The 18,352-nt window shown below is 57.0% G+C and carries 18 protein-coding genes and 4 tRNA genes; 15 read left to right on the forward strand and 7 right to left on the reverse strand.

All coding sequences use genetic code 11. From position 1 onward, the window contains the following. The first annotated feature begins 74 nt into the window (after positions 1–74). Entirely contained in the window at positions 75–1,022 is a 948-nt protein-coding gene (ispH, locus tag ACI512_RS07270) for a 4-hydroxy-3-methylbut-2-enyl diphosphate reductase (protein ID WP_012722142.1), read from the forward strand. Here ispH and ACI512_RS07275 read toward each other — a convergent pair. Continuing rightward, positions 976–1,557 (reverse strand): GspH/FimT family pseudopilin, encoded by a 582-nt coding sequence (locus tag ACI512_RS07275; protein WP_231809454.1) that lies wholly within the window; start codon positions 1,555–1,557, stop codon positions 976–978. The two genes, ispH and ACI512_RS07275, sit on opposite strands and share 47 nt — an antisense overlap. A gap of 193 nt (positions 1,558–1,750) precedes the next feature. Here ACI512_RS07275 and pilV point away from each other — a divergent pair, with 193 nt between their 5' ends. From pilV to thiO, 5 genes are all read left to right on the forward strand, one after another. Continuing rightward, positions 1,751–2,236: a type IV pilus modification protein PilV gene (gene pilV / locus ACI512_RS07280; protein ID WP_236379149.1), complete on the forward strand. Its 486-nt coding sequence runs from the start codon at positions 1,751–1,753 to the stop codon at positions 2,234–2,236. Continuing rightward, positions 2,233–2,940, forward strand: a complete 708-nt coding sequence (locus tag ACI512_RS07285; RefSeq protein WP_236379150.1) for a prepilin-type N-terminal cleavage/methylation domain-containing protein — start codon at positions 2,233–2,235, stop codon at positions 2,938–2,940. Before pilV ends, ACI512_RS07285 begins: the two co-directional genes overlap by 4 nt. A gap of 7 nt (positions 2,941–2,947) precedes the next feature. After that, positions 2,948–3,478, forward strand: a complete 531-nt coding sequence (locus tag ACI512_RS07290) for a PilX N-terminal domain-containing pilus assembly protein (protein WP_064054942.1) — start codon at positions 2,948–2,950, stop codon at positions 3,476–3,478. Positions 3,479–3,500: 22 nt separating this feature from the next. Continuing rightward, positions 3,501–3,902, forward strand: coding sequence for a type IV pilin protein (locus ACI512_RS07295; protein WP_046034090.1), 402 nt, complete (start codon positions 3,501–3,503; stop codon positions 3,900–3,902). A gap of 62 nt (positions 3,903–3,964) precedes the next feature. Next, positions 3,965–5,074 carry a glycine oxidase ThiO gene (gene thiO, locus ACI512_RS07300; RefSeq protein WP_236379152.1) on the forward strand — a complete coding sequence of 370 codons (1,110 nt, stop codon included), beginning with the start codon at positions 3,965–3,967 and terminating at the stop codon, positions 5,072–5,074. On the opposite strand, the gene ACI512_RS07305 is transcribed toward thiO, so the two are convergent. Together ACI512_RS07305 and ACI512_RS07310 are read right to left on the reverse strand one after the other, a co-directional pair. Then, a complete protein-coding gene (locus ACI512_RS07305; RefSeq protein WP_046034087.1) occupies positions 5,061–5,294 on the reverse strand; it encodes a PP0621 family protein in 234 nt (77 codons plus the stop codon). The genes thiO and ACI512_RS07305 overlap by 14 nt on opposite strands. A 124-nt stretch (positions 5,295–5,418) precedes the next feature. Continuing rightward, entirely contained in the window at positions 5,419–6,444 is a 1,026-nt protein-coding gene (locus tag ACI512_RS07310) for an outer membrane protein assembly factor BamD (protein ID WP_012722150.1), read from the reverse strand. Between the two features lie 149 nt (positions 6,445–6,593). Between ACI512_RS07310 and rluD the strand changes: the two genes are divergently transcribed. The 7 genes from rluD (at position 6,594) to ACI512_RS07345 (ending at position 11,801) form a co-directional block, all read left to right on the forward strand. Beyond that, positions 6,594–7,556: a 23S rRNA pseudouridine(1911/1915/1917) synthase RluD gene (gene rluD, locus ACI512_RS07315; protein ID WP_010565584.1), complete on the forward strand. Its 963-nt coding sequence runs from the start codon at positions 6,594–6,596 to the stop codon at positions 7,554–7,556. After that, complete coding sequence (pgeF, locus tag ACI512_RS07320) at positions 7,553–8,278, forward strand: peptidoglycan editing factor PgeF (protein WP_231809460.1); 726 nt, start codon at positions 7,553–7,555, stop codon at positions 8,276–8,278. The genes rluD and pgeF overlap by 4 nt, the downstream gene beginning before the upstream one ends. Before the next feature lie 146 nt (positions 8,279–8,424). Continuing rightward, positions 8,425–10,989, forward strand: a complete 2,565-nt coding sequence (gene clpB, locus ACI512_RS07325) for an ATP-dependent chaperone ClpB (protein ID WP_012722152.1) — start codon at positions 8,425–8,427, stop codon at positions 10,987–10,989. A 303-nt stretch (positions 10,990–11,292) separates the two neighbouring features. Continuing rightward, positions 11,293–11,368: transfer RNA gene (locus tag ACI512_RS07330), tRNA-Asn, on the forward strand. Positions 11,369–11,378: 10 nt separating this feature from the next. Further along, positions 11,379–11,455, forward strand: a tRNA-Pro gene (locus ACI512_RS07335). Positions 11,456–11,460: 5 nt separating this feature from the next. After that, positions 11,461–11,536 (forward strand) — tRNA-Lys (locus ACI512_RS07340). Positions 11,537–11,724: 188 nt separating this feature from the next. After that, positions 11,725–11,801 (forward strand) — tRNA-Pro (locus tag ACI512_RS07345). Between the two features lie 169 nt (positions 11,802–11,970). On the opposite strand, the gene xerC is transcribed toward ACI512_RS07345, so the two are convergent. Beyond that, the gene (xerC, locus tag ACI512_RS07350) at positions 11,971–13,290 is read right to left on the reverse strand and encodes a tyrosine recombinase XerC (RefSeq protein WP_008432853.1); all 1,320 of its coding nucleotides are present in this window, start codon (positions 13,288–13,290) and stop codon (positions 11,971–11,973) included. Further along, positions 13,287–15,173, reverse strand: coding sequence for a MobH family relaxase (gene mobH, locus ACI512_RS07355; protein ID WP_008432854.1), 1,887 nt, complete (start codon positions 15,171–15,173; stop codon positions 13,287–13,289). Before mobH ends, xerC begins: the two co-directional genes overlap by 4 nt. Positions 15,174–15,378: 205 nt before the next feature. Here mobH and ACI512_RS07360 point away from each other — a divergent pair, with 205 nt between their 5' ends. Continuing rightward, complete coding sequence (locus tag ACI512_RS07360; protein WP_405121726.1) at positions 15,379–15,867, forward strand: hypothetical protein; 489 nt, start codon at positions 15,379–15,381, stop codon at positions 15,865–15,867. A gap of 235 nt (positions 15,868–16,102) precedes the next feature. Beyond that, positions 16,103–16,426: a hypothetical protein gene (locus tag ACI512_RS07365; protein WP_008432855.1), complete on the forward strand. Its 324-nt coding sequence runs from the start codon at positions 16,103–16,105 to the stop codon at positions 16,424–16,426. A 32-nt stretch (positions 16,427–16,458) separates the two neighbouring features. On the opposite strand, the gene ACI512_RS07370 is transcribed toward ACI512_RS07365, so the two are convergent. Beyond that, positions 16,459–17,973: a conjugal transfer protein TraG N-terminal domain-containing protein gene (locus ACI512_RS07370; protein WP_405121727.1), complete on the reverse strand. Its 1,515-nt coding sequence runs from the start codon at positions 17,971–17,973 to the stop codon at positions 16,459–16,461. Next, the gene (locus ACI512_RS07375) at positions 17,970–18,350 is read right to left on the reverse strand and encodes a hypothetical protein (protein ID WP_008432858.1); all 381 of its coding nucleotides are present in this window, start codon (positions 18,348–18,350) and stop codon (positions 17,970–17,972) included. The genes ACI512_RS07370 and ACI512_RS07375 overlap by 4 nt, the downstream gene beginning before the upstream one ends. Between the last annotated feature and the right edge of the window lie 2 nt (positions 18,351–18,352).

Genomic DNA, 18,352 nt, shown 5'->3' on the forward strand with positions numbered 1-18,352 from the left:
CACCTTTGATCTTCATTGTCAGTTGGGTTAGCGTCACGCCTGACCCAAAACGGCTGCAAGACACGAGGCACAGCATGCAAATCAAACTCGCCAACCCCCGTGGCTTCTGCGCTGGCGTGGACCGGGCGATTGAAATCGTCAACCGCGCCCTGGAAGTCTTCGGGCCGCCGATTTATGTGCGCCATGAAGTCGTCCACAATAAATTCGTGGTCGAAGACCTGCGCGCCCGCGGCGCCATCTTTGTCGAAGAGCTGGACCAAGTGCCGGATGACGTTATCGTCATTTTCAGCGCCCACGGTGTGTCCCAGGCAGTGCGTACCGAAGCGGCAGGCCGTGGCCTGAAAGTCTTCGATGCCACCTGCCCACTGGTCACCAAGGTCCATATCGAGGTCGCACGCTACAGCCGTGACGGTCGCGAGTGCATCCTGATCGGCCACGCCGGCCACCCGGAAGTCGAAGGCACCATGGGCCAGTACGACGCCAGCAATGGCGGCGCCATTTACTTGGTGGAAGACGAAAAAGACGTCGCCAACCTGCAGGTGCAGAACCCCGAGCGCCTGGCATTCGTGACCCAGACCACCCTGTCCATGGACGACACCAGCCGCGTGATCGACGCGCTGCGCAGTCGCTTCCCGGCCATCGGCGGGCCGCGCAAGGACGATATCTGCTACGCCACCCAGAACCGACAGGACGCGGTCAAGCAACTGGCCGATGAATGCGATGTGGTCCTGGTTGTCGGCAGCCCCAACAGCTCCAACTCCAACCGCCTGCGTGAGTTGGCTGAGCGCATGGCAACGCCTGCGTACCTGATCGACGGCGCTGAAGACATGCAGCGTAGCTGGTTCGATGGGGTCGAGCGTATCGGCATCACGGCAGGCGCTTCGGCCCCCGAAGTGCTGGTGCGCGGTGTTATCCAGCAACTGCACGCCTGGGGGGCGACGGGTGCTGATGAACTGGCCGGTCGCGAGGAGAACATCACGTTCTCCATGCCCAAGGAACTGCGGGTTCGCTCATTGCTCTGAGTGCCCGGCTGCCGGATTGATTCCGGCACAGCGCCTGCTCGGCACTGTCGCTGCGCAGGCTGATCCGCCCGCTGGGCGCCAGCACGATCTGATGCAGGCTCTGCGCCTGCTCCCTGGCGCAGACATGCACCGTGCCGGCACGGAATCCGCCGCCTGAAAATATCGGCTCGCCCAGGCCGCTGAAGCGAACCTGGCTCTTGAGCGGTCCATTGCCCACGATCGGACCCCGCCCACTGTCTTGGCGCTCCAGCAGCACCGGGTTGTTCTCGTCCAAGTGGCCGCGTCCGCTGACATCCACGATTACCCGCCAACCCAGGCTCCAATCATCTTCCAATGCGTGAATGACCACCGGGCGGTTGCGTGCGACGGCCTCGGCGCGTGCGTAGCGTAGCCCGCCGGCCAAGGATTGCGCCGCACTGTATCGCTGCTGTGATTCCAACAGGCTCTTGAAGCTGGGCACTGCCAGGTTGGCCAGGATGCCACTCACGATCAGTCCGAGCAGCAGTTCGATCAGGGTGAAGCCTCGTTGCTGCATGTGTCATCCCTCCGTGGATGTGGGTGCAGCCCTAGGTATAGCGCTCAAGCGATAGCGTTGAATGATGGCCTTTATGTCCAAAGTATTTCCCTTTGTTCCTGGAGCAGCGCAGGCGAAAAACCGGCGCTAGTCTTGGGCCGCACAGCAGGTTTCACCTGCTCTTTTTCGGACCTCGACACGGATGACGACGGTAATGCTTGTCTGCACGAATACCTGTTTGCCCCACGTCTTAACCCGGCAACAAACCGGCATGACGCTGATCGAGGTGCTGGTCTCGGTACTGATTCTGGCCATCGGCCTGCTGGGCGCGGCGGTGATCCAGCTCAATGCGCTCAAATACACGGACAGTTCCAGAATGACCAGTCAGGCCAGTTTCATTGCCTACGACATGCTCGACCGAATCCGCGCCAATGCCGCCGCCGATTACACGTGGGGCCGAGCTGAGCGTGCGCTGGCCAATACCGCTACCGCCAACGTGCGCGACCTGGACCTGCACGATTTCGAGGCCAATATTCTCGGATTTGCCGGGGAGAGCGCCAAAGGCTCGGTGTCGATCAGTGGGCGTGAGGTGGTCGTCAGTATCAGCTGGGACGACAGTCGAGGCACAAACAGGCCGGGTGCCCGGGAAACCTTCACCCTGACCAGCCGCATAGGCGATGAGCCGGCGGTGGCGCAGTGAGGCGGCGAGCTCGAGGTTTCAGCCTGGTGGAGTTGCTGCTGGCTCTGGCCTTGGGGTTGGTGCTGGTCCTCGGTGTCAGCCAGGTGGCGATCAACGCCAACACCACCCACGCCAGCCAGCAGGCCGCTCTGTTGCTGCAGGATGATGCGCGGTTTGTGCTGGGCAAGATGCTCCAGGATATCCGTCAGGCGGGCATGTTTGGCTGTTTGGCCATCGGGTTTATCGAGAATGCTCCACCGGCTTTTGATCGGCCGGTCAGCTGGAGCGTCGGGGGGTATTCACAATCGCTGACGCTGGTGACCACGGATGTCGGTGATGGGAATGGTAAGCCGGACTGGACGGTATTGTCCGATTGCACCGGGACCGCCCAGGCCTATACCGGAAACGCCCCCGCGCCAGCCCCTGGACAGATCCGTTTTGCACTGCGTCAGCTGACCTACACCTTCGAAGCGGGCCAATTGAAGGTCAGCACGCCTGCCTCGCCCGCCAAGGCGGTACTGGTGGATAACGTGCAGGCGTTCGATCTCAGTTTTGGCGTGGCCGCCAAGCCCACCTCGATGGAGGTGGAGCGCTACGACGCCAGGCCGGCCGACGCGTCGCTGATACGCAGTGTGCGCATCCTGATGACCCTGCAAGACCCGGGCGGCCGGGTCAAAGATCAAACCTACAGCGTCGTGGCGGCGTTGCGTAACCGTGTGGGGTAGGGCGGCCATGGTGCTCACAAAGGCGATTCGTTTCCGCCAGGCCGGCATGGTGCTGCTGATCAGCCTGGTGTTCTTGTTGCTGTTGTCGCTGATCGGTTTGTCATCGATGCAGGGCGCGGTCATTCAGCAAAAGATCACGGGCAGCCTCTGGCACCGTAATCAGTCGCTGCAAAGTGCCGAGAGTGGCTTGAGGCGCGGAGAGTCAGCGATACAACAGTCATTTTCGACACTGCCCTTGTGCCGGTCGATTATCACCTGTGCGCCACCGCAGGCGGCCTTTTCGGTGCTTGCGCCCGGAGTGGACCCTGGTTCGGGCGTCACCTGGGTTGCACTGACAGGCGGTCTGTACGGCATTCAATTCCTGGGGCCGGCTGTAGGGCTGGCGCACCTGCCACCGCAAACGCCGGCGGCGGTATATCGAGTGACGGCAGTCGGGCTAAGCGGCCAATTGCGCACAGTATTGGAGAGCGTCTACGCGCGGACAGAACAGGAGGGCAATTCGCGTTTTCGGCGAGTGGCATGGCGACAACTTCAATAGACGCACATAAGGAGCAATTTGAATGGGCATGGACAGCCAAGGCTTTACCCTGATCGAGCTACTCATCGCCGTGGCGATCACCGCGGTCCTGGCCGGGATTGCTTACCCTGGGTATACCGGCCACCTCAAAAAGGTGTATCGCGCTGAGATCGTCGCGCTATTGACCGAGCAGGCTCACTACCTGGAGCGATTTTATGCGAGGAACGGCACTTTTATTGACGCAAGCAGCGTCAGTGGGGGCAATGATCGCTATAGAATCACCGCTGCATTGAACCCCCAGGATTTTCAGCTGCTGGCCACGCCGGTCGTCGATTCGGTGATGGCCGGTGACCCTTGCGGCGACTTCGGCCTGACCGGCACGGGCGCGCGGACGAATCCGGGCGCGGCACCTGACATGTCCCGCAAGCTGTGCTGGGGGCAATGATGAGGGTTCTGGATGATTGGGCGCCGGGCGCGCTTGTTCCTATTTATCGGCTGGATCAAATGATGGCTAAGCAACAGCAAGTGGTGATTGTCGGTGGCGGAGTCATCGGCTTGTTGACGGCATTCAACCTGGCCACCCAAGGGCAGGCGGTTGTGCTGCTGGAGCGCGCGGGATTGGGGCAGGAGTCATCCTGGGCCGGTGGTGGCATCGTCTCGCCCTTGTATCCGTGGCGCTATAGCCCGGCGGTCACGGCGCTGGCCCATTGGTCACAGGATTTTTATCCACAACTGGCGGAGCACTTGTTTGCTGCGACGGGTGTCGACCCAGAGGTGCACACCACAGGGCTGTACTGGCTGGACCTGGACGATGAAGCCGAAGCCCTGGCCTGGGCGGCACGGGAAGGCCGTCCACTGAGTAAAGTGGACATCTCGGCCGCCCATGACGCTGTTCCGGTGCTGGGGGGCGGGTATTCCCAGGCGATCTATATGGCCAACGTCGCCAATGTGCGCAACCCGCGCTTGGTCAAATCCCTCAAGGCAGCGCTGCTGGCGTTACCCGGCGTGACCCTTCATGAGCAGTGCGAAGTGACCGGGTTTGTCGTGGACGCCGGTAGCGTGGTGGGTGTGAACACGGCGCAGGGCCCGGTTCTTGGCGACCAGGTGGTACTGGCGGCGGGAGCCTGGAGCGGTGAGTTGCTTGGCACCCTGGGTTTGTTGCTTCCGGTGGAGCCAGTCAAAGGCCAGATGATTCTGTACAAATGCGCCTCGGACTTCTTGTCGAGCATGGTGCTGGCCAAGGGGCGTTATGCAATCCCTCGGCGTGACGGGCATATCCTGATCGGCAGTACCCTGGAGCATGAAGGTTTCGATAAGACGCCCACCGACAAGGCGCTTGAAAGCCTCAAGGCGTCAGCGGTGGAGTTGATTCCCGCGCTGGCGGACGCCGAAGTCGTCGGGCATTGGGCCGGATTGCGCCCCGGTTCGCCGGAGGGCATTCCTTACATCGGCCCGGTACCGGGCTTCAAGGGGTTGTGGCTCAACTGCGGGCATTACCGCAACGGCCTGGTGCTCGCGCCGGCGTCCTGCCAGTTGTTTGCCGATTTGCTGCTGATGCGTGCGCCGATCATCGACCCGGCGCCTTATGCGCCCGAAGGTCGGATCAACGCTGGATAGACTTCGGCCCTTGCTCCAAGTGCGCCTGGGTGCAATACCACTCCTGGCGTGAGCTCAAGGCGCGATCCTGCGGCAAGTGCACGCCGCAGTGGGCGCAGCGCACCATCAGGGCAGCGCCAGGTTCACTGGCGCGTTGCTGTTTAGCGGCCGGGCTTTTGAATTTGCGCCAGAACCATACTGCGGCGGCAATGACGGCAATCCAGAACAATAAACGAAGCATGATGGACAGTTTCTCGACGAGGAATGCGCCAGTTTAGCCAAGGACGTGTCAGGCGCACAGCGCAATAATACCGCCCACAAAAAAGGAGCCTCGAAAGGCTCCTTTTTGATGACGCAGGGTGCAATCAGTCGAACACACCGAAGGTCATGTAGCTGAACCACGAGCGGTCCTGGTTGTTGCCCTGGGCTTGTGGCTCTTCCTCTTCGATTACGTCGCCGTTCTCGTCGTGGGGCTTGAGCTCCGAAGGAATGGCTTCCTTGGCGTCCTGGAACTGCTTGATCACGTCCTGGTTGGCGCGGGTTTCGCCCGGCGGCAGCGGTGGACGGGACTCGATCAGGCCCAGGGTGTACTTGCTCAGCCACGAACGGTTGTCGGCTTCAGCAACCTGAGGCACGAACTGGCCGTCTTTCAGGCTTGGGTGGTCCGGGTAGTTGAGCTTGAGGGTTTCCAGGCTGGTGCTGGCCAGCTCGTCCAAGTGCAGACGCTGGTAAGCCTCGGTCATCACGGCCAGGCCGTCACCCACGGAAGGGGTTTCCTGGAAGTTTTCGACAACATAACGGCCACGGTTGGCGGCTGCTACGTAGGCCTGACGCGTCAGGTAGTAGTGAGCCACGTGGATCTCGTAGGACGCCAGCAGGTTGCGCAGGTAGATCATGCGCTGCTTGGCGTCCGGCGCGTAGCGGCTGTTGGGGTAGCGGCTGGTCAGCTGGGCGAACTCGTTGTAGGAGTCGCGGGCAGCGCCCGGGTCACGCTTGGTCATGTCCAGCGGCAGGAAGCGCGCCAGCAGGCCGACGTCCTGGTCGAACGAAGTCAGGCCCTTCATGTAGTAGGCGTAGTCGACGTTCGGGTGCTGCGGATGCAGGCGGATGAAACGCTCGGCGGCGGACTTGGCGGCTTCCGGCTCGGCGTTCTTGTAGTTGGCGTAGATCAGTTCGAGCTGGGCCTGGTCGGCATAACGCCCGAACGGATAGCGCGACTCCAGTGCCTTCAGCTTCGCTGTGGCGCTGGTGTAGCTATTGTTGTCCAGGTCTTTCTGAGCCAGTTGGTACAACTCGACTTCGCTCAGGTTTTCGTCGACGACGTCCTTTGTTGACGAGCAAGCAGCAGTCATGGCGAGGATGGCGATCAGCAGCAGGTGTTTCACTTGCATGGCGGCTTGCGTCCCTATGACGGCCGCTGTCTTGGGCGGGGCCGTCCTGTTATGATGAGCGCCCCGTTGAAAGCCTCGGGGCAAAAGACGCCGTATTTAACCACAAGCGCGCAGCCGAAACCAAAGGCTACGCCACGCCTAGTCTGAGCATGTCCGATAAAATTGAACTTCGCGCAGAGGTGCCGTCCGAATTGGGCGGCCAACGCCTCGATCAAGTCGCCGCACAATTATTCGCTGAGCACTCGCGCTCGCGCCTTTCCGCCTGGATCAAAGACGGCCGCCTGACTGTGGATGGAGCGGTTATCCGCCCGCGAGACATAGTCCATGGCGGTGCGATTCTTGAGCTGACTGCCGAGCAGGAAGCCCAGGGAGAATGGGTCGCCCAAGACATCGAGCTGGATATCGTCTATGAAGACGACGACATCCTGGTCATCAACAAACCCGCAGGCCTGGTGGTTCACCCGGCGGCCGGGCACGCTGATGGCACCTTGCTCAATGCCCTGTTGCACCATGTGCCGGACATCATCAACGTCCCGCGCTGCGGCATCGTGCACCGTCTGGACAAGGACACCACCGGCTTGATGGTGGTGGCCAAGACCATTCAGGCTCAGACGCAGTTGGTCACACAATTGCAGAGCCGCAGCGTCAGCCGGATCTACGAATGCATCGTGATCGGCGTGGTGGTGGCGGGTGGCAAGATCAACGCGCCAATCGGTCGTCACGGCCAGCAGCGCCAGCGTATGGCGGTGATGGAGGGCGGCAAGCAGGCCGTGAGCCACTACCGTGTGCTCGAGCGTTTTCGCTCCCACACCCATGTGCGGGTCAAGCTGGAGACCGGGCGTACCCACCAGATTCGCGTCCATATGGCGCATATCAACTTCCCGTTGGTCGGTGATCCGGCCTACGGCGGGCGCTTCCGTATTCCACCGGCGGCCAGCGCAACCATGGTTGAGTCGTTGAAAACCTTCCCGCGCCAGGCACTGCACGCACGCTTCCTGGAGCTGGACCATCCGACGAGCGGTAAGCGGATGAGCTGGGAATCGCCTCTGCCGGACGATCTGGTCTGGTTGTTGTCGTTGCTCAAGCAGGATCGCGAGGCGTTTGTCGGGTGAGTGACTGGCTGATACCTGACTGGCCCGCGCCGGCCCAGGTCAAAGCCTGCGTCACTACGCGTGCGGGCGGCGTCAGCCTGGCGCCGTTCGACAGCCTCAACCTGGGCGATCATGTAGAGGACAGCCTGAAGGCCGTCCTTGAAAATCGCCGTCGTCTGACCGACGTATTCGACATACAGCCTGCCTGGTTGCGCCAAGTCCACGGAATCACCGTGGTTGAGGCCGATCCGTCGCGCACCGCCGAAGCGGATGGCAGCTGGACCAGCACCCCCGGCATCGCCTGCACCTCCATGACCGCCGATTGCCTGCCTGCGTTGTTCTGCAACCGTGCTGGTACCCGTGTGGCTGCTGCTCATGCCGGTTGGCGTGGGCTGGCGGCGGGCGTCCTGGAAGCGGCGTTCGAAAGCCTCGATGCCCAGCCTGATGACGTATTGGTCTGGCTCGGCCCGGCGATTGGTCCGCAAGCTTTTGAAGTCGGCCCGGAAGTGCGTGAAGCCTTCATGCAGCAACTGCCGGCCACTGCCGAAGCCTTTGTGCCCAGCCGCAACCCCGGCAAGTTCATGGCCGACATCTATAAGCTCGCCCGCTTGCGTCTCGCCGCGCGCGGTGTCATGGCTGTTTATGGTGGTGGGTTCTGCACGGTGACCGACCCGCGCTTCTTTTCTTACCGGCGCAGCCCCCGCACCGGACGTTTCGCCTCGCTTATCTGGCTTGAACGCTAGACTCTCTTGACCTGGGTCAAACCCGGTCCATATCGACCATCGCTCGCTTGAATCTTGCAGAATCCTCCCCATCTATAGGGGTATCTGGCAGGTTTCTTCATTCAGGATGTTTTATAGCTCCGGCCTGCTCAAAAGGAAGGTGACTAATGCGTATTGATCGTTTAACCAGCAAATTGCAGTTGGCACTGTCTGACTCTCAATCCTTGGCGGTGGGCCTCGACCACCCGGCCATTGAGCCTGCGCACTTGATGCAGGCGCTTCTGGAACAGCAAGGTGGTTCAATCAAACCCTTGCTGATGCAGGTGGGCTTTGACGTCAACAGCCTGCGCAAGGAGTTGAGCAAAGAGCTCGACCAACTGCCGAAAATCCAAAATCCTACCGGCGACGTGAATATGTCGCAGGATCTGGCGCGCCTGCTTAACCAGGCAGACCGCCTGGCCCAGCAGAAAGGTGACCAGTTCATCTCCAGTGAACTGGTGCTGCTCGCCGCCATGGACGAGAACAGCAAGCTCGGCAAATTGTTGCTGGGCCAGGGCGTGAGCAAGAAAGCCCTGGAAAACGCCATCAACAACCTGCGTGGCGGCGATGCGGTGAACGACCCCAACCACGAGGAGTCGCGCCAGGCCCTGGATAAATACACCGTTGACCTGACCAAGCGCGCCGAAGAGGGCAAGCTTGACCCGGTAATCGGCCGTGACGATGAAATCCGTCGCACCATCCAGGTGCTGCAACGTCGTACCAAGAACAACCCGGTATTGATCGGTGAGCCTGGCGTGGGTAAAACCGCGATTGCCGAAGGGCTGGCCCAGCGCATCATCAACGGAGAAGTGCCGGACGGCCTCAAAGGCAAGCGCCTGCTGTCCCTGGACATGGGGTCGTTGATCGCCGGTGCCAAGTTCCGTGGCGAGTTCGAAGAACGCCTGAAATCCCTGCTCAATGAGCTGTCGAAGCAGGAAGGGCAGATCATTCTGTTTATCGACGAACTGCACACCATGGTCGGTGCCGGCAAAGGCGAAGGCTCGATGGACGCCGGCAACATGCTCAAACCCGCTTTGGCGCGCGGTGAGTTGCACTGCGTCGGTGCGACCACGCTCAACGAATACCGCCAGTACATTGAAAAGGACGCGGCCCTTGAGCGTCGCTTCCAGAAAGTGCTTGTGGAAGAGCCGAGCGAAGAAGACACCATCGCCATCCTGCGTGGCCTGAAAGAGCGTTATGAGGTCCACCACAAGGTGGCGATCACCGACGGCGCGATCATTGCGGCGGCCAAATTGAGCCATCGCTATATCACCGACCGTCAGTTGCCCGACAAGGCCATCGACTTGATTGACGAGGCGGCCAGCCGTATCCGCATGGAAATCGACTCCAAGCCGGAAGTGCTCGACCGTCTGGACCGGCGCCTGATTCAACTGAAAGTTGAGTCCCAGGCCCTGAAGAAAGAAGAAGACGACGCGGCGAAGAAACGCCTGGAAAAACTCCAGGAAGAAATCGTCCGTCTGGAACGTGAGTATTCGGACCTGGAAGAAATCTGGACCTCGGAAAAAGCCGAAGTACAGGGCTCTGCCCAGATCCAGCAAAAGATCGAGCAGTCGCGGCAGGAACTTGAAGCTGCCCGCCGTAAAGGCGACCTGAACCGCATGGCCGAATTGCAGTATGGGGTGATCCCGGACCTGGAGCGCAGCCTGCAGATGGTCGACCAGCACGGCAAAAGCGAGAACCAGTTGCTGCGCAGCAAGGTGACCGAGGAAGAAATTGCCGAAGTCGTCTCCAAGTGGACCGGTATCCCGGTGTCGAAGATGCTCGAAGGCGAGCGCGACAAGCTGCTGAAAATGGAAAGCCTGTTGCACCAGCGTGTCATCGGTCAGGAAGAGGCCGTGGTGGCGGTGTCCAATGCGGTGCGGCGCTCCCGGGCCGGTTTGTCCGACCCGAATCGTCCGAGCGGCTCGTTCATGTTCCTCGGCCCGACCGGTGTGGGTAAGACCGAGCTGTGCAAGGCCTTGGCCGAGTTCCTCTTTGATACTGAAGAGGCCATGGTGCGAATCGACATGTCTGAGTTCATGGAGAAGCACTCGGTGGCTCGCCTGATTGGCGCTCCACCAGGCTATGTGGGCTACGAGGAGGGTGGTTACCTGACCGAAGCCGTGCGGCGTAAGCCTTACTCGGTGATCCTGCTGGATGAGGTCGAGAAGGCGCACCCGGATGTGTTCAACATCCTCTTGCAAGTGCTGGAGGATGGCCGCCTGACCGACAGCCACGGGCGTACGGTGGACTTCCGCAACACGGTGATCGTGATGACCTCCAACCTGGGCTCGGCGCAGATCCAGGAATTGGTGGGCGACCGTGAAGCCCAGCGTGCGGCGGTGATGGATGCGTTGACCACGCACTTCCGCCCGGAATTCATTAACCGTGTCGATGAAGTGGTGATCTTTGAGCCTTTGGCACGGGATCAGATTGCGGGCATCACCGAGATCCAACTGGGTCGTCTGCGTGGCCGTCTGACCGAGCGCGAGTTGTCGCTGGACCTGAGCCAGGAGGCGTTGGACAAGCTGATCGCGGTGGGTTACGACCCGGTGTATGGCGCACGGCCGTTGAAACGTGCGATCCAGCGCTGGATCGAGAACCCGCTGGCCCAGCTGATCCTGTCGGGTAGCTTTATGCCAGGGACCAGCGTCACGGCAACGGTGGAAAACGACGAAATCGTCTTCCACTGAGCCCCAACTGCTGGGTAATAAGAGAAGGCCTCGCATTGCGAGGCCTTTTTTTTCGATAGGGCGTTGAACTGTAAGGCAAAGGCTTGTAAAGTGCGCCCCGCAGCAACGTCAGCCCACGGGTTTCTTCTCCCCAAGAAGAAATCAGAAACAAGCGCAAATCATTGTCTTAAAAGCAATTTAAAGGGTTGACAGGGGTTTTTAAGATTGTAGAATAGCGCGCCTCAGACACATGAACGTAGCGATACGGGCAAGTCGAAGAGAAGGTTACACAGCAGTAAAAGTTGTACATTTGAAATATGTAGTTCCGTGATAGCTCAGTCGGTAGAGCAAATGACTGTTAATCATTGGGTCCCAGGTTCGAGTCCTGGTCACGGAGCCAATTTCAAAACCGGGGTATAGCGCAGTCCGGTAGCGCGCCTGCTTTGGGAGCAGGATGTCAGGAGTTCGAATCCCCTTACCCCGACCATATTTGGGTCGTTAGCTCAGTTGGTAGAGCAGTTGGCTTTTAACCAATTGGTCGTAGGTTCGAATCCCACACGACCCACCATTTTTGAGACCAGTTGACGCTGGAATCAAATCTTAGAATCAGAGGTTCTAGCTCTGATAGAGGCGGTTTTACGGTTTTGGAAAGTGTTACAGCACTTAGATATCGCCGTAGACATGCAGCCGTCTGAGGCGAACAGTAGTTTCGGTTCGTCATGATGTCAATGTGCATAGGCTTTGCGATGCGCATTCCGGGGTATAGCGCAGTCCGGTAGCGCGCCTGCTTTGGGAGCAGGATGTCGGGAGTTCGAATCCCCCTACCCCGACCATATTTAATGAAAAAGGCGTCTTTATGACGCCTTTTTTTGTGCCTTGAGCAAAGTCGTACCGTTCGTCTGGAAAAAATCCGGATTTCGACCTGGTTCTTTATTCCGGGCATGCGAAAGCCTCTGGCCAACCAGAATTCCCTATAGCCAGTGCGCTTTGATTATGAGCGTACTAGGGCGATGCTCTGGAAAATGATGAGCTTCGCATTGAATGCTCAGTTGAGGTGCGTTTCCTGAATGTGCCGACACCAAGCCCGCTCGCCATTAGCGTCAATAGTAGACTCTGCTCTACTTGATCTACTGGTGGGTCCATAGAGCATGTCATTGACTCGCGATGCAGTTGCGCAGATGCGAGCTCGAGAGCCTTCTGTAGCGCGCTTCGGCCAGTCGACTTGGTCCGCCGATCAATACTGACCTCTGTGCTGCTAGATTGTTGTGGAGCTGGCAGCTTCTTGGGCTCTGGTTGAGCGGTTTCCTGTGAATGCACACCTATTTTGGCGGGTAAGGGGGCAGAGGGTTTGCCACTTGGATCAACCCGTGTCACTCGGCTCAGAGCGCCCTGAGCCCGACTCCGCTCATGTAGAACAGCACGCATATGGTCGTAGTCCGCCTCTATGTAATTCATCGTTGTCGCTAGATTCGAATGATTCAGCAGGCTTTTCGTGAGATGAATGTTTCGCTCAGGCTGCTTCATCAAGTCTGTTGCTAATGTGTGCCTGAAGCGGTGAGGGGTCATGCGCACGCCGATCTTATCGGTGAGCTTGCCGTACATTGACTCCACCTGGTCGATGTTCATTTCCTTGCCATGGAAGTGACGAGAGAATCTGTTGACGTTGAACAGCTGATCGTCTGGTGAAAAACCGATTTTCTCGGCCTCCCCCAAGATCCTGGATAAGTGTGGAGCGAGTCCTTCCATAATGGGGAGGAAAAACTCCCGATGGGTCTTCTCTGTTTCACCGCGGACCAAGATCATCTGGCTGTCCCAGTCGATATCTTTGTAACGCAGGCACAGCAGGGCATTCAGACGTATGCCTGTGTAATAAAACATCTCGAAGACGCTGAGCCAGAACCAGGCAGGTGTGATCTGGCTACGTTCATGCGTACAACGTTCTTGGCCTACAAGGGATATGAGCCAGTTGCGTGCTCGTTGGATGGCGTCTCCATTGATTGTCTTGCTGGCTCGCTTTGGTGGGATAACGCTGGTTTTCTTGAATGGGTTGATCGTGGTATGGGTCATCAGGCCGTGTTCTATGGCGTAGCCCCAAACAGTTCGAAGGTGATTTGAATAGGTGTTCCAGCTGCGTTTGGATAATCCGTTCTCAAGGACTTTTTTTCGCCATGTCAGAACCGCACGATGATCGATCTCCTCAACTGAGGCCGTTCGGAAATGCTTGAGTAGTGCTTTGGTCGAGGCGCGATAGATCTTTGCACTGGCAGGCCGCAGATCATGGGCAAAGATGTATTCCTCCGTCAGATTCGAGGGCGTCGTCATTGTGGCGGCTCCGTTGCTTCTGACTTCAAGGACAGGCTGATATTGTCGAAAGGGACCTCAGAGAAGATTGTTCGCGGGTCTAGTAGTAAGTACCCCTTGAGCTGCTTGGATTTTCGAGGTCCAACAACGTCACAGGTCCAAATATTCAAACTCTTATGCGTTTTTCGATGAAGTTTCTGTTTCTCGAAACTACGTTGAACCAGCTGCCAGGCGCTGACTTGCTGTACTTTGGCTTGCTGTTCGATATGGGGGAATTCAAGGACGTAGCGTTTGAAAATTCCAGGCGTTACCAGCATAGCGGTCCCTGCTACGGTATGAACCAGCGCTTTGGTATCGTTGATAATGATGGTCCGGGATGCGATGCCTTTCTTAAGCCATTCAACAAATCCCTGACCGATCTCGGTGTTATTGCTAGGCATCGGAGTGACTTCTTCGATTATTGCTAAAGGCGCACCTCCTTGATTGGAGGTTTGGGAAGGCTGGATTTCATCCAGTTTCGGAGGCGCGGTATGTGCCGCTGAGACCGCTTTGTTTTTGGTGTCTTCTGATGGCTCATTGATGTTACCAAGGAGCGCCAGTAGCTCGTCAAATTCATCTGTACTGCTCGAGGAATGCTGAGGTAGTTCGAACGGTGATGGCTGTGCCGGTGCTAAAGGCGCCGGCACAGGGCTGGATTGAATTTCCGAAGGCAACTTTTTGGCCGGTGTGGCGACGGTATTTTCAGCTGCAGAGTCTTCTACCGGGTTGCCAGCTTCTACCTCAAGAGTCCCAGCGTAAGCTGTGGGCCGATCACTTGGATCATTCCAGATCAGTGCCGGTGAGAGCTTCAGCAGGGTGAAGGTGTTTCGCCAGCCACGACCATTGTCTATCGTGGCTTTCCAGATTGCCTTGTCTTGGGCATTGGTTTGGATTACCCCCTGATCTTGCAGCATGTTGAAGAAAGGCGCATTCGTACTGGGTACACCTTCAACGCCTTTGGTCAGCAAATAGGCTCGCAATTGATCAGCAATAGGCTTGCTAACCAGCCAAAGAGCATCCTGTGTCAGCCATCCATCTGACGGTCCATCGGGTTGATTCAGTTTGAATGTATCTCGGACCAGGTGACGCAACCCATCTGCTAATTGACGCTGCAAAGACTGTTTGGGCGCGGACAGCGCGCGGGCTGGATTTCCACCGAGCTCCTGTGCGACGGACGCCTGATCGGCCTTGACCACGATCTCTCCCAAAATGCCGGCATGTTCGTACTGACCAGCCAAAATGAAGATTAACTGCGACCACACTTCGGGGAAATTACTGAGCCAATCTAAGATTTCTGAGGAGAGGATCTGCGCGTAGATCAGTGCGGCAGCGGCTCCGTGAAGTTGGTAGTTGCGTCCTTTCACGTAACGGAATCGATAGGGACGATCGATTGGGCCGTGCCACGGGTGCCAGGTTTTACCTCCTGCCAGCTCGACGTGCACGTCGACGGCGATCTTGCCGAGGTCGTGTATCAGAGCGCCGTAAGCCGCGGCGGCAGTCCAGGCCTCAGCCTGTGCTGATTGAGACTCCGGCGGTGCGCCTATAGGAAGCAGGTAGCTCTGTCGAATTTTCAAGGCATAGGCGACGATTTCAAGCCCGTGATCCAGCATGCCGCCAGGGTGTGCATGATGGTGGTTTTGCGAAGCAGGGAGCTGCTGGACCAACTCCGCGTAGCGCTCAAGTGGACGCCTATAGAGCTCGACAAACTGTGAGCGAGATAACGATGCGCGCTGCCAAATGTTCTCCAGTAGTTTCTGACGGCGCGGCGATGCCAGTAGTGCTTGGCTAGAGGCCGGCTGTATAAAACCGTTAGGGGAGGGGCTTTGGGCGGGTAGCGCTTTATTGCGGCGGAAAATAGAGAACATCGCCTGCTCCGTAAATGATTCATGGGGCAGGCTTTTCTCCTATCAAAGGGGGGGCGAGCAAGGGGAAAGGATCACTGGTTGCCTCGGGTATTTCTTTTGGCGAAGAGCCATCTTTCTATGGTGGTGACGGAGAAAGGAATGCAGAATTATCGTCGTTTCGGTCTAAGGGCACGGGGCCGCAGATCGACTATGTGAGGAAAAAATGATGGTTTCACTTCGCTACGCTACGAAATCAACCTCAGATAATGTTTGGGCACTTTGTGATTTGATACGTGACAATAAGTGTGATGAGATCATTCTTTTTGCTAGTGTAGGGAATGATCTTGATGATGAGGAAGCAAGGTGGGACAACAACCTTCCTCTGGTTATCGCCTTAGCTAAATATATTATTCCTCACGTTGATAGCGTCTTGGTCATTTTTGATGGAGTGTTTCTAACCGCTGCGCGTTCCGCTCGTTATGGTGAAGTACGTGAACTGCTGGATGTAGCTATTGCGTCTGACAAGGTTTATTACTCTGGGCAGAGAGCCCCACTTACTAGCGAAATGACTCCTGACGAGGCTGTTTCAACTCTTATTAATTTAGGTTCTATCCAACCGTTGACGGTTGAGTCCAGAGCTGAATACTTTTCTTTGCTTAGTAATTTTACAGAAGACGAGTTAGTTGAAGTTTATTCGACTCGCGAGATGCGTTGATGAGATTGGACCTTTTTCCCGCTGAAAGCGGCCCTTTCGGGTAAGGCTTTTACCCTTGTGAACCATTCCATTCGCTTCTACAAAACCTTTTACCTTTTGGGCCATTTTTGTTGTGAAAGGGGGGCATCTGGTGCTGAAGGCAAAGGCCGTTTGTCTCATGATCTTGCAGCATAGAAAAATCGGTATTATAAGTAATGTCAAATCGCCCCTAGACCGGGTAAGAAGGAGACGCACCATGACCGCACAGACCTCTCAGGGAGTAGCAAGTCGCTTAGGCTATGGCCTGGGTCAGGCTGCGCGCCTCGTTTGGTGCAGTCAGAACCGTACCCTGCGTTGGGTCAAGCGTCTGGTTGTGGCTGCCGTACTCCTATATTTTTCTGCAGACATTTTCAGCGGGATTATCAGCGTTGCAGTATTTACCTTGGTTTTGGGTGGAGGGCTCTGGGCGTTGAATCACAGACCTACGCCTCGCAGAAACCAGATAGAGTATGGTCAATGCTATGGCCCCGATGGCTATGGGTACTATGTTGCTGGTCAACGTGTAGACGACGATGATTAAGGGTCTCATATCAATGATATGAGACCCTTACGTTACATAACGCTACGTTTGACAGTATTCACCCCTTCCTGACCTGCCTTTTGAACATCTTTTGTTCCGCTGCTAAGGCCTTCCAATGCTTTTCCTGCGCTCACCCCTGCCCATCCCAGCGCGCCCATCCAAAACACTGGCAGGATGATGAACATCGAGCCCATCACGAAGTTTAAGATTGCGTCCTGGGTGGCAGTGTTCAAACCCATCACAGGATCAAATGATAAATGCGGAGAACCGGCTCCATATAAAGCGTCCAATATCGTGGTATCGACCCATCTAGCCAGTTGAAACCAAAAGTCCACGAATATCAGAGCGAAAAAAACAACGGACATAGTCATGGCCACTTTTAGTTGGTAAGCCCCGACGATTAGCACCAAGGGAATGCAAATCACCATCGCCATTTTCAAGAACGCCATGACCATCGGTAGCGCCTGGCGAACCATGTCCATCGCTGGAAAATAGGCCATAGATCCTAATGCAACCCCGAGAGTCCCCGCTGCCCGGGCTGCACCATTCCACACAGTTCCGTCGATTTGTCCCCCGTAGTCCGTATAAACATCCCCTTTCACCTGGTTCGACGGCGAGACCAGTTGCCGGACAAGCGAGTCAGTGACTTCGTCCGGGGACAACCACTTTGCCCAGCCGAGCATTTTGGTCATGAGGTCCGGCGACACTTGAGCCTTGATACGGTCCCGCAGTCCCACTCCGCTATCTGACCACCATTGTTTGCAAGTTGGATAGCCCCCACCTCCACCCACTTGTGGTAAACCCACATCACGAGATGCGTTATAGGGCCATGATGCCCTTGGAGTTTTGGAGTAGTCCGTGTCGTAATAACCCGAGGTGTTCAATAAATAGTGCGAACCAATCCAGCTGAGTTCCTGCGCAAAACGAGGGTCATTCCCTTGCGCTCCCAATTCGGGTTGGCGCATGAATAATCTGGCACGGGAGGGTCCATAGCAATCGTGCGTAAAGTCGCCAATTTCCTGAGCCAATAGCGGGTTGTTGATCTTGGTGTTGCTAACTTCCATGCGTACTTGCCGTAAATCAGTCCCGCAGGGAATTGCTGCTACAGCGCCATTGGTTAATCCCTTTGATAATGCATGCATTAATGCCCACCACATGGGCATCTGGGCACTCTTTCCTGCCAGTGAGCTGAATGTTGTGTTCCAGCCTGTGTCTGTGGGTTTAGGTAAGTTGTATTGACATTGCTGAGCTCTACTCTGGTCAAATGCCAAGGTATCAAAACTCACATTGACGGCTGGTACAGCGAAGAATGCGACTACGATGTAGCCAACGTAGATATTGGTTTCGATACGTGCCAGTGAGAGAACGCCTTTGTTGCCCTCATCGGCCCCCTCACCACGGACTTTCAGCCACTCTCGAATAACGATGATGCAGAAGGGGAGGGCGAATAGACCGGTATCTGAAATCATCGCCCAGATACCATTGTTGATGATCCAACCGACCAACGTCAGGTAGTACTCTAAATAGTCATTGGTGTAGAGCGTCACAGAACACCCCCTGCCTGATACAGCACCTTGCTCAGTTCAACCATCAGAAATAATAAGATCACCATTATCTCGATCTTCAACAGGCCTTTGCGCCGTTTCGAGCGTTCTGAGTTCGATAACCGTACCTTGAATTTGAACCAGGCAACGGTCAGTGCGATATAAAGCATTAGGCGCCAGGTAAAGAGCGGCCAATAGTGGTCGGTGCGCCAGGCTTGCCATTGCTCGGCGCTGTCGAACATGTTCATCAGGACAGCGCTGAGTAGGACTACGAGGGCGGCAGTCGCGAGCAAAACACCCAGAACAAGCAGAATGCTCCTCCCGGTTCGTCGAACCAGCGAACGGTTGGGAGCGGCGACAGGCTCCTGTATTTCGGTCATGG

Source organism: Pseudomonas petroselini (assembly GCF_045037875.1).
Classification (GTDB): domain Bacteria; phylum Pseudomonadota; class Gammaproteobacteria; order Pseudomonadales; family Pseudomonadaceae; genus Aquipseudomonas; species Aquipseudomonas petroselini.

Bases quoted from the DNA above. Each gene is read 5' to 3' on its own strand.
- ACI512_RS07295 (WP_046034090.1), top strand. From the start codon at position 3,501: ATGGGCATGGACAGCCAAGGCTTTACCCTGATCGAGCTACTCATCGCC.
- pilV (WP_236379149.1), top strand. From the start codon at position 1,751: ATGCTTGTCTGCACGAATACCTGTTTGCCCCACGTCTTAACCCGGCAA.
- ACI512_RS07290 (WP_064054942.1), top strand. From the start codon at position 2,948: ATGGTGCTCACAAAGGCGATTCGTTTCCGCCAGGCCGGCATGGTGCTG.
- ACI512_RS07375 (WP_008432858.1), bottom strand. From the start codon at position 18,350: ATGACCGAAATACAGGAGCCTGTCGCCGCTCCCAACCGTTCGCTGGTT.
- ACI512_RS07310 (WP_012722150.1), bottom strand. From the start codon at position 6,444: ATGCAAGTGAAACACCTGCTGCTGATCGCCATCCTCGCCATGACTGCT.
- ACI512_RS07305 (WP_046034087.1), bottom strand. From the start codon at position 5,294: ATGCTTCGTTTATTGTTCTGGATTGCCGTCATTGCCGCCGCAGTATGG.
- ACI512_RS07360 (WP_405121726.1), top strand. From the start codon at position 15,379: ATGGTTTCACTTCGCTACGCTACGAAATCAACCTCAGATAATGTTTGG.
- xerC (WP_008432853.1), bottom strand. From the start codon at position 13,290: ATGACGACGCCCTCGAATCTGACGGAGGAATACATCTTTGCCCATGAT.
- mobH (WP_008432854.1), bottom strand. From the start codon at position 15,173: ATGTTCTCTATTTTCCGCCGCAATAAAGCGCTACCCGCCCAAAGCCCC.
- rluD (WP_010565584.1), top strand. From the start codon at position 6,594: ATGTCCGATAAAATTGAACTTCGCGCAGAGGTGCCGTCCGAATTGGGC.
- ACI512_RS07365 (WP_008432855.1), top strand. From the start codon at position 16,103: ATGACCGCACAGACCTCTCAGGGAGTAGCAAGTCGCTTAGGCTATGGC.
- thiO (WP_236379152.1), top strand. From the start codon at position 3,965: ATGGCTAAGCAACAGCAAGTGGTGATTGTCGGTGGCGGAGTCATCGGC.
- clpB (WP_012722152.1), top strand. From the start codon at position 8,425: ATGCGTATTGATCGTTTAACCAGCAAATTGCAGTTGGCACTGTCTGAC.
- ispH (WP_012722142.1), top strand. From the start codon at position 75: ATGCAAATCAAACTCGCCAACCCCCGTGGCTTCTGCGCTGGCGTGGAC.
- ACI512_RS07275 (WP_231809454.1), bottom strand. From the start codon at position 1,557: ATGCAGCAACGAGGCTTCACCCTGATCGAACTGCTGCTCGGACTGATC.